Below are 14,271 nucleotides of genomic sequence, written 5' to 3'. Positions count from 1 at the left end.
ATGCTGGACGCCATGAGCACATCTTATCCGATCCCGAGACAAACTCGCCAAGCCACACTGACTTCAAGTGCCGGGCAGGCGGTTTTTGGCCCATTCGATTTCCTGCTATTCGATCAGCTCGATGTCGAAATCCTCGTGAAAGGCGACGCAAGCACCAGTTTCACGCAACTCGAGGAGGACCAATTTACGGTCACACCGGCCACGCCCGCGACCAAATTCCCAGCCTTCTTCACCGTCGCCTTGTCGACGCCTCGGGCGGCCGGCGACCTTGTGCTGGTCCGCGGCTCGCGTCTCGGCTCCCGCACAACGGACGTTACGCAGGGCGGCCGCCTGCAGAGCGGCGCACTAGAAACCGAATTGGACCGCGTGGTTGCAACCGAACAGGAGTTGCGCCGAGATATCGATACGGCGCTCGGTACTCTACCGGCCAACGCAGATGCAATTCTGGCTGATGCCGAGGCCGCGCGCGATGCTGCGCAGGGATACGCAGCGGAGGCAATTGCCGCCGCAGCGGCGCTTGGCAGCCAGGTGCATCAATACGATACGCGCGCGCAGGCGATCGCAGCCTCAACTCCAGTCAGTGTCGCATCGATCACAATCTATCGCCACACAGCGGGATATCCGCTTGCCCCAGCTCTATACGTCCAAGGGGCGGGACCGCTTCAATTCACTGATGCCGGCGGCACGACATGGCATTTGGATACGTCAAGCGGAAGAGCGTCTGTGCAGTGGTTCGGCGCCGTTGGCAACAACATTGCTGATGACACGGCGGCCATTCAGGCGGCGCTAACAGCGCTTCAAGGAACTGGCGCGACGGTCTTTTTCCCGCGCGGTACCTACAAGATATCTGGCGCGCTCGTCATCACGGGAACGATCCGTCTCGTCGGTGAAACGCGCTTTGGAACATCGATCACCTGGACGAGCACGACACTATTCGCCCTCAACATCAACACCGCCCAACAGGTTTTCATCGAGCGCATGACCTTCTCAGGTCCTGCCGCGGCAACGACTGGCAACATCATAACGTTGGACGGCCCTGGTCCGGTTGGAAATTCATTCTCCTATATCCGGGACTGCCAGTTCGTGCAGGGCTATAACCACATCGTCACGTCGAGCGCGGCGGACTGGACGATAGAAAACTGCATTTTTTCTGAATACGTCGGATACGGAACGTATGTGTCGGACGTGGTGCTCAACGACGCGGGCGACAGCTTCATTGGATTTTGCACCTATTCTTCCTCTCAGGCTACGGCCACTGCCATTGAACAGGTTTCAAGCGGCGGCCTGAAAATAGAGAACAACAAAATCCTCGGCGGTCTGTATGGCTACAAGCTCGACTTGACATCGACCGGGCCGAGCACCGTTGACCTTTTGATGGTCGGCAATTCGATCGAAAACCAGATCAGTGCCGCTATCAGCCTGAACCGACCGGCAGGCGCTCTTCAGTTTGGCTCTGTCGTCATTGACGGCAATCAGATCGGCGGGGCCGGATCGCCGGTTTCAACCTCGTGGGTTGGCATTGCCACCGATAACAATGCCGGCTGGCTCAGTCGCCTCATCATCAGCGACAACATCATATTTCTTCCGGTCGGGACGGGCAGCCCGAATTTTGCGGGGATTTCTATTGGCTCTCCGTCGTCATTCATCGTCAGCGGTAACCAGATCATTGCGTGCCCGAACGCCGGGGGCGTGAACCTTGGCATCACGATCGGAGCAGGTGCCACGGCCGGCTTGATCGGTGTTAATAAGTTCGATGTTTACGGCGGCGGGACATTCACCCAAAAAATCAGCAACGGCGCTCCGGCCTCGGTTCTCGTTGTGCAGTCGGTTCCGCAGTCGGGAAACGCTGGGGTGACGTGCTCGACGGCTTACGGTTCGCTCTACGTAGGGACGGCCGCTGTCGTTTTCCCAACTCCATTCGATATCGCGCCGACGGTCAAGTGCGCCCCGAATAGCTTGGTGAGCGGTGTGAGCGCATGGGCTACCGCCATTTCGAAAACTGGGTTCACCCTCAATGCGGTTTCGGCGTCGAATGGCGGCGCTGGCACTGTCAGTTGGGAAGCACTCGGGGTGCTTTAGTTCTCCTCCTGTTCATGGCGACCGTCCCAAATGGCACATTGCCTTAGGCGACCCGTTCAACTACAAGCTCGCCGCTTTGTTTCTAACAATGTTTGCGGGAAGGCTGAGACAGATGTTTGCCAAGGAGTTTGCCGGAATTTCGGCGTCCACGATTGTCGATGAGATCGGCAGAAAGGGCTATTTCAAGCACACGGCCGCGCTTGACCAGGCGGCGGTTGATGCGATGGTTGGTGAGTTCGGACCCAATCGTGTGGCGGTTAATCACCACGGGATTTCGACTGTGTGCTTCGGGCGCACCTGGTACCTGAATCAGGTCTTAGCTCAGTCGAAGTTAGCGTTCGATCTGATCACAAGCGACAAGGTGCTTGACATCGGAGAGGGCGTTCTCGGCAAGGAGTTTCGGCTAACGACCAAGCGCTACTACACCACCCGTGAGGGCGCTAGAATGGCATGGCACCGGGACAACAAGGATGACCCGGAGCGCACCGCGCCGCTCAACGGCCTGATCTTCATCTTCTACCTGACCGACGTTACAGAGGGCCAGTTCCAGTTTATTGAAGGATCGCACGTATTCGATGCGGGCACCGACAAGGCAAACTTCAGCGACGACTACATTGCCGAGAAGTTCAGCGACAAGATCATCACATACACTGCGCCGCGAGGCGCTTTCATCGTCTACGACATACGGACGATCCACCGCGCCAAGCCGTTCTCGGGGATCGACTATGAGCGCTCATCGCTGTTTTTCGGCATGATGTCTGAACCGACGCTGAGTGAGCCGGTGCTGATCAACACAAGCTTCTTCGACGGCTTGGATGATCGCCGCAAATACTATCTTGGCTTTGGCAAGCGCGAGATCGCGCCAGCCTTTCCAACCACCGGCGTGCGCACGATGGACGATCAGGCTACCGGCAAGGTTCTTCGGGAGATTGCTGACTACGGGCAATCAATTGGTATCGATCTGAGCAGTGCGAAAGGCGGGTTTCGGATTGAGGACAACGAGTTCGTGGCCGAGTCTGATGCGGCTTTGATCGCAGGGCCGCGACCTCTACAGAAAAATAGCGGCGGCCGGATCAGTTCCCTGTTCCGCCGAAAGCACTCCTGACACACACTGAGCCGCCCTTTCGGGCGGCTTATTCTTCGCCACTGATCGAAGCTCACTTAGCGCCGCGCCTTCGCGCGCATTGTGTGGGCCATGGTCCAGATCCTTCCACCTGCCTTCCTGCCCTCGCGATCCGGTCGCTTTCGGCAGACGGCCGCGGCAAGCGAAGCGCTTGACCAGCATCTGCAGGAAGCGATCACCGAACTGCAGCCGGCGGAGACAACGCAATCACCGCAGCCGCCCAACCCCGGAAAGCCCGCCATGAGCACGCCCGCCGACGCCGGCCTCAATGTCAAACAGTTAATGGAAGATCACGTCCGCACGATGGGCGAAATCCACAAAGCCCAGCTCGAGCTTTTGCGCGCGAGCCTGCAGCGCCAGCGGGACACGGTCGCAACGGCAGTCGGCAGTGTCGCACAGAAGATCGACGGCCAAACCGATGACTTCCTGGCGATCATGGGCCGGTTCACGAACGATCTCGGGATCGGCTGAACAGCTCACTTAACGCCGCGTCCGCGCGCGCATGGTGCCCCCAGCCACAACCAGGGGGTTGACCAATGCCGCGCTGGCCTCACGATGATCCCGCCTCTCTTGCCGCGTACTACGGAGATCCGGAGACCGGCGCCCCGGGCAAGCAGCTCGTGCCGGTCGCGCCGCCGTTCACGATGTACTACGCCGGCAAGGCCGTTCCCCACATCATGTTCCATCGCAAGGCGGCGCCGGCGCTGACGGCCGCGCTCGACGACATCTGGCGGGCGTGCGGCCGCAACCAGGCCACGGTCGATCGCTTGCGGATCTCTGCTTTCTCGGGCGCCTACAATCCCCGCTACGTCCGCGGCTATGAGCCGGGCAATCCGGAGGGGCGTACGCCGCGCTGGTCGAACCACGCCTATGGCGCCGCGATCGACTTCGATGCCGACCACAACGGTTTCAACACGGGCCACGGCACCATGCCGCAGCTCGTGATCGACGCGTTCAAGCGCCAGGGCGCGTTGTGGGGCGGCGACTACCAGGGCCGCACCGACCCCATGCATTTCGAGTTTTGCTCGCGAGAAGCAGCGAGCAAACCGGCGACGCTGATGGACGTGCCGCAAACCGATGGCGACACGGACGGGGATGCAGCGCCGCCGGCCGTCGAGACGCCGCCGGCGAGCCCTTCCGCCGGCGGCTTCTTCGGCCGCCTCCGCAATTGGATCGTGACCAGCGCATCCGGCGTTGGCCTGACCGGCCTCGGCGCGCTGACTAACGGCGAAGTTGTGGCCATGCTGCTCGGCTTCGTGCTGCTCATCATCGTCGGCAGCTTCCTGGTCGCGCTCTGGCTCTGGGGTAAGCAGAACGTGGCGGACTGGATCGCCCGGCACATCGCGTGAGGACCAAATGGTGATCGCCGTGCTCATCAACTTCGTTCGCCCCTACCTGGTCCAAGCTGCGATTGCGATCGGCATCCTGCTCGCGATCGCCGGCGCGATCGAGATCTTCAAAGTCCACTACACCAATCAAGGCTATCAGCAGGCGCTCGATGACATCGCCGCTGACAACAAGGAGGCGATCGATGCGGCTGACAAGGCTCGTTCTCGTGTGCGTAACTGCCGGGATGCTGGCGGCGTGTGGGACGCCGCGCGTGGCGTCTGTGACGGGCGGCGAGAGTAACGCCCTGAAGGGGCCTGAATTCGTTGTGAAGGGCGCAACCGATTTCGATCAGCGCTGGATCGACGAGACCACGGAAGCCGGCATTGCCGCTTTGGGCTGGAAGCGTCCGGAGCCGCGGCCGCCGGAATGGGACAAGCCGCTGTCGCGCGACGTCGCCCAGGCGGCGCCCAGGCCGGCGTCGGTGGCCAAGCAGCCGCAGAAGAAGCGGCTCCGCGATCGTGTCCGGAGGTTGCTTCACCGCGGGCCCGCGCCCGTGGAAGGTGGCTGACGTGGTGCATGAGGTGCAAGTGATCCCGCCTGCCCCGCAGGTACCCTCCGCCCTGACCGAAGAGGACATCCGCCGCATCGTGCGCGCGGTCCTCGACGTCGAGAACGCCCAGCACCTCAGCAACCTGGACGACGTCGTGCTCAAGGCCGTCGCCACGATCCTGACGTCGTTCGGGATCGAGGAAGACGATCGCAAGGAACTCAAAGCCGACTTCGTACACCTCCGCAAATGGCGCAAGAGCTACGAGCAGGTGGAGCGCGTTACGTGGACGGCGGCGATCGGCATCGTTGTGACAGGCTTCGCTGCGGCCGTGTGGGCGGGCATCAAAGTGCTCGCCGGAAAGCCGTGAGACAAACCGCGGAAAACACCCTGAAACGGGGGGGCGTGAGACACGTAAGCCTTTGATTTATCTGGGGCTATGGTGAATAACGGCTTAACCCTCCCAATAAGATGTTGGCCGCACAGCCAATCCGGAAATCTACAGCTCCCGCGCCACGCCGGGCAGTGCCGGCACGAAACGGACCTCGACGAGTTCCTTGCGGTCGATCCCGGTCGCGCTGCGGGTCAGACGGATCAGCGTCTGCACCCCCTGATGCGGGCCGACGGGCGCGATCAGGATGCCGCCCACCTCGAGCCGATCGACTAGGTTCTCCGGAATCTGCTCCATGGCGGCAGTGACGATGATGCGGTCGAACGGGCCGATATTGGCAGGCAGGTTGAGACCGTCGCACAGCATCACCTCGACATTGTGATAGTCGAGCTTCTCAAGCCTGGCGCGTGCTGCGTCCGCGAGTTTGCGGTAGCGCTCGACCGTCAGCACCTGGCCTGCGAGCCGCGACAGCACGGCGGCCTGATAGCCGGAGCCCGTGCCGATCTCGAGCACGCGGTGCTGCTTCTGGAGCTGGAGCTGCTCGGTCATGTAGGCGACGACGAAGGGCTGGCTGATGGTCTGCCCGCACGCGATCGGCAGCGCGCTATCGCGATAGGCCACGTCGCGATCGGCCTCGTCGACGAACAGCTCGCGCGGCACCTCCTCCATGGTTCGCAGCACCGCCTGATCGCTGATACCCCGACGCCTCAGCGTGAGCTGAAACATCATCTTTTCCGGCGGGTGCTGATGGGAGGTCATTGCTGCCAGTGTTGTCTCGTCAGGGTCCGGATCATCGCTTGCGGAGCTCAAGGGCTGGGGCAAGAATCCTGTTCCGGCTCAGGAACTCATGATAGCCTTTCGCCGAGGCATTTGACCACAAATTGGCTTGCAGCGGACTGGCTACGAAGGCCATTTTCAGGTGTCCGTTGGCCGAAACGCGCATTGCGTCGATTCGCGTTATCTGCGAACGTTTTCTTGATTGGGCAAGGACTCACCGACAATGACCGCGACAGGGCTTTCCGGCCGCTCTGTATTTCTCGTCGAAGACGAGGTGATGATCAGGATGATGGTCGCGGACATGCTGGAAGAGCTCGGCTACAAGGTCGCAGCTGAAGCCGGCGATATCCCCGAAGCAATGCGGCTCGCCGAAGCTACCCAGTTCGACATCGCCATCCTCGACGTCAACGTCAACGGCAAGGTGATCTCCCCGGTCGCCGACCTGATCAAGGCGAAGGGCTGCCCGTTCATCTTCGCCACCGGCTACGGCTCCTCCGGCCTGCCCGAGCAGTATCGCGACCGGCCCGCGCTCCAGAAGCCGTTCCAGCTCGATGCGCTCGGCAGGACCATCGAGGCCGCCCTTCGCGGCGACTAGCCGCTACTTCAGGGCCGCCCCCAGTGCTTCGGAAAACGCCTCGTTGGTGCGGTCGAGCCTGAGCGGCGTGACCGAGACATAGCGCTCGCGCAGCGCCGCCAGATCAGTGCCCTCGGCGGGCGTATCCATCATCGCCGCGCGCTCGAAGCCGATCCAGAAATAGGGATTGTTGCGGCCGTCCCTGCGCTCGTCGATCCTGAGGAAGCCGAGATTGCGCTTGCCCTGGCGGGTGACGCGAATGCCGAGCACATCCTCAGGCGCGCAGGACGGGAAGTTGACGTTGATGACGGTCTCCTTCGGGATGCCGGCGGCCATCACCTTGCGAAGGATGTCGGGGCCGAACGTGCGCGCGGTGTCCCACGGCGGCCGCTCGCGGGTCTCGACGCTGAACTCCTGCGACAGCGCGAACGACGGCAGCCCCAGGATGGTGCCCTCCAGCGCGCCGGCGATGGTGCCGGAATAGACCACGTCCTCGGCGACGTTGCGGCCCTTGTTGACACCCGACAGCACGAGATCGGGCGGCTTGGTGCCCAGGATATGGCGCGCGCCCATGATGACGCAGTCGGTCGGGGTGCCGCGCACGGCGAAGTGCCGCGGCCCGACCTCGCGCAGGCGCAAGGGATCGTTCAGCGACAGCGAATGCGACACGCCGGACTGGTCGAGTTCGGGCGCCACCACCCAGACGTCGTCGGACAATGCCCGCGCGATCTCCTCCACGACCTTGAGGCCGGGAGCGTGAATGCCGTCGTCATTGGTGCAGAGGATGCGCATGCGAAAGGTCGATTCCTGAAGGGGTCTGAGCCGTCTTATCCGGCTGGGACCGATCAGGCAAACCGGCCACCGCGCAGATCTCATCTGTGATCCCGCTTATTGCCGCAGCGCAGCACGCGGCCGGCTTCGGTTCCCGACGCTTGCTTCCGGATGCCGCCCACCTGTTCGAGCCCGGTGCCCGTACTAGGCTAGCGGCGGATGCGCCATTGCGGCAGGAAGCGTGCGAGCCTGCCTTCGGCATACAACTTCATCGCCGGTACGACCGGACTGACAACCGGAGTCTCGATCACGCCGAGCGCCTCCAGCTCTGCAACGATCGGATCCGACGCCGGCGTCTGCGGAAAACGCTCGCGTGCCACTGTCAGCGCCTTGTCGAAATCCGCGGCATTGACGCCGGGCTTGGCTCGCCGGCTCTGCACGAGATCCTCGTCCCAGAGCCGCGCGATCTCGATGTCGAGCACACCGCGCAGGCGCTGATCGACGGCCTGGATGCCGCAACCCGTCACCGCCCATTGTCTGCCAACCCAGAAGATGTCGCGGTGCAAGGCCATGAACGGTGGGTTCGCATTGACGGGTGGCCGTCAGGATAACCGCCCGCCTGATCTTCGCAACCAAACGTTTCTGCATTTCAGCGAGCAATACGCCTCAGTCGCGCGAGATCACCTTCAATCCACCCATGTACGGCTGGAGCACGCTGGGGACCGCAATCGAGCCGTCCTCCTGCTGATAAGTCTCCATCACGGCGATCAGCGCGCGGCCGACCGCAGTGCCGGAGCCGTTCAGCGTATGCACGAAACGCGGCTTGCCGTCCGGCCCGCGCGAGCGCGCGTCCATGCGGCGCGCCTGGAAGTCGCCGCAGACCGAGCAGCTCGAGATCTCGCGGAACATGCCGCCGTCGCCCTGCCCGGGCATCCAGACCTCGATGTCATAGGTTTTTTGCGACGAAAAGCCCATGTCTCCTGCGCAGAGCGTCATCACGCGATAATGCAGGTCGAGCTTCTGCAACACCTGCTCGGCGCAGGACAGCATCCGCTCCAGCTCGTCCTTGCTCGTTTCCGGCGTCGTGATCGAGACCAGCTCGACCTTGGTGAACTGATGCTGGCGGATCATGCCGCGGGTGTCGCGCCCGGCAGCGCCCGCCTCGGCACGGAAGCACGGCGTCAGCGCGGTGAGCCGCATCGGCAATTGCTTCTCGTCGAGGATGGATTCGCGCGCGAGGTTGGTCAGCGAGACTTCCGCCGTCGGGATGAGACCGAGGCGCTCTGTCTTCAGCCGCTCGTGGTCGGGTGAGGCGAGCAGTTCGCCCTTGATCGCCCAGAACTGATCGTCCTCGAACTTCGGCAGCTGTCCGGTGCCGAACATCACCTCGTTGCGCACCAGCAGCGGCGGGTTGATCTCGGTGTAGCCGTGCTCGGTCGTGTGCAGGTCGAGCATGAACTGGCCGATCGCGCGCTCGAGGCGCGCCAGTCCCTTCTTCAGCACGACGAAGCGCGCGCCGGAGAGTTTTGCCGCCGCCTCGAAATCCATGTAGCCGAGCGCGTTGCCGAGATCGTCATGCAGCTTCGGCGCGAAGCCGTAGTTGCGCTTGTTGCCGAACACGTGGTGCTGCACGTTGCCGTGCTCGTCGACACCGTCAGGCACTTCATCGAACGGAATGTTCGGGATCGCGGACAGCTCTTTCGTCAATTCTTCGTCGGCGGCCTTCGCGGCCGCCTCGAGCTGCGGCATCGTGGTCTTGAGCTCGGCGACTTCGGCCATCAGCGTGGCCGCACGCGCCTCGTCCTTGGCCTTCTTGGCGTCGCCGATTTCCTTGGAGGCCGCATTGCGCCGTGCCTGCGCCTGCTCGGAGGCCAGGATCGCTGCGCGCCGCCTCTCGTCGATCGCGAGCAGCGAGGCCGACAACGGCTTCAGGCCACGCCGGGCGAGACCGGCGTCGAAGGCTTGCGGATTGTCGCGGATCGATTTGATGTCGTGCATGGCCGTGGTCCTGGATCAGCGCGTAAACCTACAACGGCAAACGTTGCAAGTTTGCATTGGCGCGCTTCCCCCTAGCACAGCTGTCATCGCCCGCGAAAGCGGGCGATCCAGTATTCCAGAGCCGACCGTGATTCCTCGACAGGCCGCGGCGTACTGGATTCCCCGCTCCAGTGCGCAATTGCGCACAAGGCGGGGAATGACACCGCGTCCCTACTCTGCCGGATTGGCCGGCGTCGACACGTCGGTGCTGGTCGCGGCCTGCGCGGCCGCCGCCTTCTTCTCCACCATCGCCACCGCGATGATCGAGCCCTCGTAGAGCGCCAGCAAGGGGATCGCGAGCGAGCACTGGCTCAGCACGTCCGGCGGGGTCAGCACGGCCGCGATCACGAAGGCGATCACGATGAAATAGCGGCGCTTCTCGCGCAGCATCTTCGAGGTGACGATGCCGATGCGACCGAGCAGCGTCAGGATCACCGGAAGCTGGAAGGCGATGCCGAAGGCGAAGATCAGCGACATCATCAGCGACAGGTATTCGCCGACCTTGGGCAGCAGCTGGATCTGGGCGGTCTCGTCGCTGCCGGCCTGCTGCATGCCAAGCGAGAAGCGGACCAGCATCGGCAGCACGACGAAATAAACCAGCGCCGCACCCAGCACGAAGAAGAACGGGGTCGCGACCAGATAGGGCAAGAAGGCCTGCTTCTCGTGCTTGTAGAGCCCGGGCGCGACGAACTTGTAGATCTGCGTTGCCACGATCGGGAACGAGATGAAGCCGGCGCCGAACAGCGCGAGCTTGAGCTGCGTGATGAAATATTCCAACAGCGCCGTGTAGATGAATTTCGAGTTCTCGGGACCGGCGACCCACACGAAGGGCCAGACCAGCACGTTGTAGATCTGCTTGGCGAAGAAGAAGCAGAAGATGAAGGCCACGCCAAAGCCGAGCAGCGCCTTGATCAGCCGCGAGCGCAGCTCGATCAAATGGTCCATCAGCGGGGCTTTGCTGGCCTCGATATCGGCGTCGCTCATGACGCTTTGGCGTCCTTGATCGCTTCGGATGGCGCGGTGTCTTGCGCAACGACCGGCGCCTGCTCGACCTCACGGGTGACGGCGAGCGGCTCGTTCACCGCGCCATGGGCTTCCGCTTCCACGAAGGTTTCCGGCGTTGGGGCTTCCGGGGTTGTTGGAGTCGTGAGCGCCTCACTTGAGGTCGCCGGCGCTTCGATGGCAGTCGTTGAGGACGTCTCGGCTGGCTTGTCGAGCGCATCGACGCGGAGCGCGTCGCTGACGTCCTTCTGGAGCGAGGTCATCAGATTGTTGCCGGCAAAGCCGGAGGCGGCTTCCTTGACCTCGTCGAAGCTCTTCTTGAGGTCGGCCATCTCGGCCTCGCGCATCGCCTCCTGGAATTGGCCCTGGAATTCGGCGGCCATCTTGCGGGCCTTGCCCATCCACTGCCCGACCATGCGCAGAACGCCCGGCAGCTCTTTCGGGCCGATGGCGATCAAGGCCACGACCCCGATCAGGACCAGTTCACTCCACCCGATGTCGAACATGAGGTCTTCCGTTCACGCCAGCAGCAAGCCGGCCCAATCCCTCGCGCGCAGGATCGGGGCCGCTACCCGCGTCTCGCGTGCTCTCTGGCTCAGACGGCCTTGCTGCCGACGTCGGAGCGTGCCGCGGTCGGCGCGGCATTGTGCTCGATGGACTTGGCCGGCTCAGGCTTGTCAGCGGGCTTGTCGTCGTCCTGCATGCCCTTCTTGAACGCCTTGATGCCCTGCGCCACGTCGCCCATCAGATCCGAAATCTTCCCGCGGCCGAACAGCAGCAGGACCACTGCGATCACCAAGATCCAGTGCCAAATGCTGAGTGAACCCATCCTGCAACCCTCCAAACGCGCATGGCCGGGGACCCGGCCGATCTTCACCGGAACGTAGGCTCCGCAGGCCTCAAAAACAAGGACCAGCCGGCGCCAATTCGCTGTTGGCGCTACGTAATCTTGCTAGTGTTAACCGGTCGCAGGGGGCCCGTAATTGGCCGGGAGGTTAGTCCTCGCTGCCGCCCTCGCCGCCCTCATTGCCACCTTCCGGCGGGCTCTCGGGCTCGACCGCAGGTGCCAGCGCCAAATCGAGGTCCTCGCCCGGTTCCAGCGGATCCTCGTCCTCGCGCAATTGCGGGTCATCGGACGGCGTCGGCACGCTGAATCCGGTCGGCAGGCGCGAATCCAGCAGGCCCGTGCCCTTCAGCTCTTCCAGGCCCGGCAGATCGCCCAGCTGTTCCAGGGTGAACTGCGACAGGAAGTCCTCGGTGGTTCCGAAGGTCAAGGGACGGCCCGGCGTCTTGCGCCGGCCGCGCGGCTTGATCCAGCCGGTCTCCAGCAGCACGTCGAGCGTGCCCTTCGAGGTGACGACGCCGCGGATCTCCTCGATCTCGGCGCGCGTCACAGGCTGGTGATAGGCGATGATCGCCAGCACCTCGATCGCCGCACGCGACAGGCGGCGGGTCTCGGTGCTCTCCCGCGTCATCAGCCAGGCGAGATCGCCGGCGGTGCGGAAGGTCCATTTGTTGGCGACGCGCACGAGGTTCACGCCACGCGAGGCATAATCAGCCTGCAACTGCTCGAGCGCGGCCTTGACGTCCACGCCATCGGGCATGCGCTTGGCCAGCGTCGCGGTATCCAGCGGCTCGCTCGACGCAAACAGCAGCGCTTCCAGCAGCCGCAATTCTTCAGGACGTGCCTGGGATTCGTTCTCCATCGGCTCGGCCTCGTCTACCCGCACTTCAGCCAGGCTTGCCATGGCAGATTCTCCTTCTTGCACTTAAGCGACCGGCGCATCGGGCGCGGGAGCTGCGTCAGGGACCGGTTTGGGACGCCCCTTCCGGAAATAGATCGGCGCAAACGCCTCTTTCTGGTTCAGCTCGAGCTGACCTTCGCGCACCAGCTCCAGCGCGGCGGCGAAGCTCGAGGCGAACACCGTGGCACGCTGCGTCGGATCGGCGACGTGCCGGATCAGGAAGTCGTCGAGCACGCCCCAGTCATCCTGTTCGCTGATGCTGCCGACCAGCCGCTCCAGCGTGGCGCGCGCCTCGGCGAGCGACCACACCGTACGCTTGGCCAGATGCACGCTCGCCAGCACACGCGACTGGCGCTGCGAAGCGTAGGCGGTGAGCAGGTCGTACAGCGTCGCGGTGTATTTCGGATGCTTGATCTCGGCGATCTGTTCGGGCTCGCCGCGCGGGAAGATATCGCGCTGCAATTGCGGCCGGTTCATCAGCCGGTTGGCGGCTTCGCGAATGGCTTCCAGCCGGCGCAGGCGGTTGGCAAGCGCGGTCGCCATCTCTTCGGCGCTCGGCCCTTCCGCGCTCGGCGGCTCCGGCAGCAGCAGGCGCGACTTCAGGAAGGCGAGCCACGCGGCCATCACGAGGTAGTCGGCGGCGAGCTCGAGCCGGATCTTTCGCGCGGCTTCGATGAAGTGGAGATACTGGTCGGCCAGCGCCAGGATCGAGATCTTGGCGAGATCGACCTTCTGCTGCCGCGCCAACGCGAGCAGGAGGTCGAGCGGGCCTTCATAGCCCTCGACGTCCACCACCAACGCCGGCTCACCCTCGGCGAGCTCTGCAGGCCGCCCGGTTTCAAACGATAGGATTTCTGCGGTCATGCGGATGCCGTGTTTGCCCGTACGATCAATGCGTCCAGTTCGGCGCGTGCGGCCGCCCGGTCGAATGGCTGCGGCGCCTTGCGCGCCGCGAGCGCGGCTGTCGCCCGCTCCAGCGCCTTGCCGGACAGTTCAGGCGTCTGGCCGGCGACCTCGCGCATCTCCTCGATGTTGCCGTTGCAATGCAGAGCCATGTCGCAGCCGGCCGCGAAGATGGCGCGGGTCCGATCGGCGATGCTTCCCTCCAGCGCGTTCATCGACACGTCATCACTCATTAACAAACCCTGGAACCCGATTGCGCCGCGAATCACCTGAGCAATCATTGTCGCAGATGTCGTCGCCGGATGGGCGGGGTCGACCGCGCTAAACACAACATGTGCAGTCATGGCCATCGGCAGGTCCGCCAGCGGCTTGAACGCCGCGAAGTCGGTCCGCTCCAGCTCGTCCCTGGGCGTGTCGACGGTCGGCAGCTTGAAATGGGTATCGGCGGTGGCGCGGCCGTGGCCGGGAATGTGCTTGAGGACTGGCAGCACGCCACCCTGCTCCAGGCCCTCGGTCACCGCGCGCGCGATCGCAGCGACCTTGCGAGGTTCGGTGCCGTAGGCCCGGTTCCCGATGACGGCATCCGCGCCCTGAACCGGCACGTCAGCCAGCGGCAAGCAATCCACGGTAATGCCGAGATCGGCGAGGTCGGCCGCGATCAGCCGCGCGCTGAGGCGTGCCGCGGTGAGCCCAAGCGCCGAATCACTGTCGTACAGATTCGCGAATACGGCGCCCGGCGGATAGACGGGCCAGTGCGGCGGACCCAGCCGCTGCACCCGTCCACCCTCCTGATCGATCAGGACCGGGGCGTCGGGCGCGTTCGCAACCGCGCGCAATTCTGCAACCAAAGCAGCAACTTGAGCCGGCGTGGCGATATTGCGCTTGAAGAGGATGAAGCCCCATGGGCGCTCCGCACGGATAAACTCCCGCTCGGCGGCGGTCAGTTCCGTTCCGGATACGCCGGTAATGAAGGCCCGCGTGCTCATAAGGGCC

The 14,271-nt window shown here is 63.6% G+C and carries 18 protein-coding genes; 8 read left to right on the top strand and 10 right to left on the bottom strand.

Annotation, left to right across the window (positions count from 1 at the left end; translation table 11 throughout):
- From ACVWW6_RS27390 to ACVWW6_RS27360, 7 genes are all read left to right on the top strand, one after another.
- Window positions 1-2,079 (top strand): glycosyl hydrolase family 28-related protein, encoded by a 2,079-nt coding sequence (locus tag ACVWW6_RS27390; RefSeq protein ID WP_456681664.1) that lies wholly within the window; start codon window positions 1-3, stop codon window positions 2,077-2,079.
- Between the two features lie 112 nt (window positions 2,080-2,191).
- Window positions 2,192-3,184, top strand: coding sequence for a phytanoyl-CoA dioxygenase family protein (locus ACVWW6_RS27385; RefSeq protein WP_456681663.1), 993 nt, complete (start codon window positions 2,192-2,194; stop codon window positions 3,182-3,184).
- A gap of 90 nt (window positions 3,185-3,274) precedes the next feature.
- A complete protein-coding gene (locus ACVWW6_RS27380) occupies window positions 3,275-3,673 on the top strand; it encodes a hypothetical protein (protein ID WP_456681662.1) in 399 nt (132 codons plus the stop codon).
- Window positions 3,674-3,738: 65 nt separating this feature from the next.
- Window positions 3,739-4,551, top strand: coding sequence for a M15 family metallopeptidase (locus tag ACVWW6_RS27375; RefSeq protein ID WP_456681661.1), 813 nt, complete (start codon window positions 3,739-3,741; stop codon window positions 4,549-4,551).
- A gap of 7 nt (window positions 4,552-4,558) precedes the next feature.
- Window positions 4,559-4,831, top strand: coding sequence for a hypothetical protein (locus tag ACVWW6_RS27370; protein ID WP_456681660.1), 273 nt, complete (start codon window positions 4,559-4,561; stop codon window positions 4,829-4,831).
- On the top strand, window positions 4,803-5,099 hold the full coding sequence (locus tag ACVWW6_RS27365; protein ID WP_456681659.1) for a hypothetical protein: 297 nt from the start codon (window positions 4,803-4,805) through the stop codon (window positions 5,097-5,099). The genes ACVWW6_RS27370 and ACVWW6_RS27365 overlap by 29 nt, the downstream gene beginning before the upstream one ends.
- A 1-nt stretch (window position 5,100) precedes the next feature.
- The gene (locus ACVWW6_RS27360; protein ID WP_456681658.1) at window positions 5,101-5,448 is read left to right on the top strand and encodes a hypothetical protein; all 348 of its coding nucleotides are present in this window, start codon (window positions 5,101-5,103) and stop codon (window positions 5,446-5,448) included.
- Window positions 5,449-5,577: 129 nt separating this feature from the next.
- On the opposite strand, the gene ACVWW6_RS27355 is transcribed toward ACVWW6_RS27360, so the two are convergent.
- Window positions 5,578-6,228 carry a protein-L-isoaspartate(D-aspartate) O-methyltransferase gene (locus ACVWW6_RS27355; RefSeq protein ID WP_304553649.1) on the bottom strand — a complete coding sequence of 217 codons (651 nt, stop codon included), beginning with the start codon at window positions 6,226-6,228 and terminating at the stop codon, window positions 5,578-5,580.
- A 241-nt stretch (window positions 6,229-6,469) separates the two neighbouring features.
- On the opposite strand from ACVWW6_RS27355, the gene ACVWW6_RS27350 reads away from it, so the two are divergent.
- On the top strand, window positions 6,470-6,841 hold the full coding sequence (locus ACVWW6_RS27350) for a response regulator (protein ID WP_011087513.1): 372 nt from the start codon (window positions 6,470-6,472) through the stop codon (window positions 6,839-6,841).
- A 3-nt stretch (window positions 6,842-6,844) separates the two neighbouring features.
- Here ACVWW6_RS27350 and surE read toward each other — a convergent pair whose 3' ends face one another.
- The 9 genes from surE to nagZ form a co-directional block, all read right to left on the bottom strand.
- Entirely contained in the window at window positions 6,845-7,612 is a 768-nt protein-coding gene (surE, locus tag ACVWW6_RS27345) for a 5'/3'-nucleotidase SurE (RefSeq protein ID WP_028171844.1), read from the bottom strand.
- Window positions 7,613-7,800: 188 nt separating this feature from the next.
- Window positions 7,801-8,163, bottom strand: a complete 363-nt coding sequence (locus tag ACVWW6_RS27340) for a hypothetical protein (protein WP_028171843.1) — start codon at window positions 8,161-8,163, stop codon at window positions 7,801-7,803.
- 94 nt (window positions 8,164-8,257) lie between these two features.
- Window positions 8,258-9,589 (bottom strand): serine--tRNA ligase, encoded by a 1,332-nt coding sequence (gene serS / locus ACVWW6_RS27335; RefSeq protein ID WP_028171842.1) that lies wholly within the window; start codon window positions 9,587-9,589, stop codon window positions 8,258-8,260.
- A gap of 210 nt (window positions 9,590-9,799) precedes the next feature.
- On the bottom strand, window positions 9,800-10,612 hold the full coding sequence (tatC, locus tag ACVWW6_RS27330; protein ID WP_060912318.1) for a twin-arginine translocase subunit TatC: 813 nt from the start codon (window positions 10,610-10,612) through the stop codon (window positions 9,800-9,802).
- Window positions 10,609-11,136, bottom strand: a complete 528-nt coding sequence (gene tatB, locus ACVWW6_RS27325; protein WP_060912319.1) for a Sec-independent protein translocase protein TatB — start codon at window positions 11,134-11,136, stop codon at window positions 10,609-10,611. The genes tatC and tatB overlap by 4 nt, the downstream gene beginning before the upstream one ends.
- Before the next feature lie 89 nt (window positions 11,137-11,225).
- The gene (locus tag ACVWW6_RS27320; RefSeq protein ID WP_011087519.1) at window positions 11,226-11,459 is read right to left on the bottom strand and encodes a twin-arginine translocase TatA/TatE family subunit; all 234 of its coding nucleotides are present in this window, start codon (window positions 11,457-11,459) and stop codon (window positions 11,226-11,228) included.
- 166 nt (window positions 11,460-11,625) lie between these two features.
- Window positions 11,626-12,378: an SMC-Scp complex subunit ScpB gene (gene scpB / locus ACVWW6_RS27315; protein ID WP_028171841.1), complete on the bottom strand. Its 753-nt coding sequence runs from the start codon at window positions 12,376-12,378 to the stop codon at window positions 11,626-11,628.
- A 21-nt stretch (window positions 12,379-12,399) separates the two neighbouring features.
- The gene (locus ACVWW6_RS27310) at window positions 12,400-13,239 is read right to left on the bottom strand and encodes a segregation and condensation protein A (RefSeq protein WP_011087521.1); all 840 of its coding nucleotides are present in this window, start codon (window positions 13,237-13,239) and stop codon (window positions 12,400-12,402) included.
- Window positions 13,236-14,264 (bottom strand): beta-N-acetylhexosaminidase, encoded by a 1,029-nt coding sequence (gene nagZ, locus ACVWW6_RS27305; protein WP_456681657.1) that lies wholly within the window; start codon window positions 14,262-14,264, stop codon window positions 13,236-13,238. The genes ACVWW6_RS27310 and nagZ overlap by 4 nt, the downstream gene beginning before the upstream one ends.
- Between the last annotated feature and the right edge of the window lie 7 nt (window positions 14,265-14,271).

Source organism: Bradyrhizobium sp. USDA 3311 (assembly GCF_054062495.1).
The sequence above is the reverse complement of the archived record's forward strand: the minus strand, read 5'-3'. Positions and strand labels throughout refer to the sequence as shown.